At 39.5% G+C, this 721-nt stretch carries 1 protein-coding gene; it reads left to right on the top strand.

From position 1 onward, the window contains the following. Positions 1-27: 27 nt before the first annotated feature. The coding region (locus tag N1032_RS25270; RefSeq protein WP_259543338.1) for a portal protein at positions 28-721 on the top strand (694 nt) is incomplete at its 3' end.

Genomic DNA, 721 nt, shown 5'->3' with positions numbered 1-721 from the left:
CCCTCCGACTTACATGAACTAAAAGTGATGGGTTTTGACCCTGATATTGTTGATGCTTTAGCTGTTACTAGTTCAGATATTGAAGCTGGTGTAATTGCAAACAGTCGTGTTAATAACTTATCTCCACTTAATGTCAGTGATACAATCATGACAGGTGATAATGAAACAGATAAACTATGGTTGCATGAAAACTATATTAAGACCTCTGTACTTGGTCGTGACGAATTGCTTCAAGTGTTTACAGTACAAAACCAAATAATTGATGTGAATATTGTTAATGAAGTTCCATTCTCTACATTTACTCCATTCCCAATTCCTGGGTCTCTTTGGGGTGAATCTGTATATGATGTGACTAAAGACCTTCAAGATTTGGGTACAAGTGCCCTTCGTTTGGTCATTGACAACGGTATTAATGCGAATTTCCGTCGTTATGTGGCTGTAAAAGGCGCTTATGACCGCCAAAGTTTGATGAATAACCGACCTGGTTCTGTTATTGAAGCTCAATCTATTGATGCTGTACAACCATTCCCACATCACCCATTACCTCAGGGTATTGACTTACTGTTCAACTATGTTGACCAAGAGAAGGAATCACGTACAGGTGTTAACAAAGCTGGTCAAGGTTTAGACCCAGCTGTATTCAAGAATGATAACTCAACTGCCACAGTGCAAATGGTTATGACAGCAGCATTGAACCGTGTTCGCATGGTTGCTCGTAATA

The sequence above is a fragment of the Herbiconiux daphne genome (genome assembly GCF_024979295.1).
In the GTDB taxonomy this organism is placed as follows: domain Bacteria; phylum Actinomycetota; class Actinomycetes; order Actinomycetales; family Microbacteriaceae; genus Herbiconiux; species Herbiconiux daphnes.
This window is presented reverse-complemented; position numbering and strand designations above follow the sequence as displayed.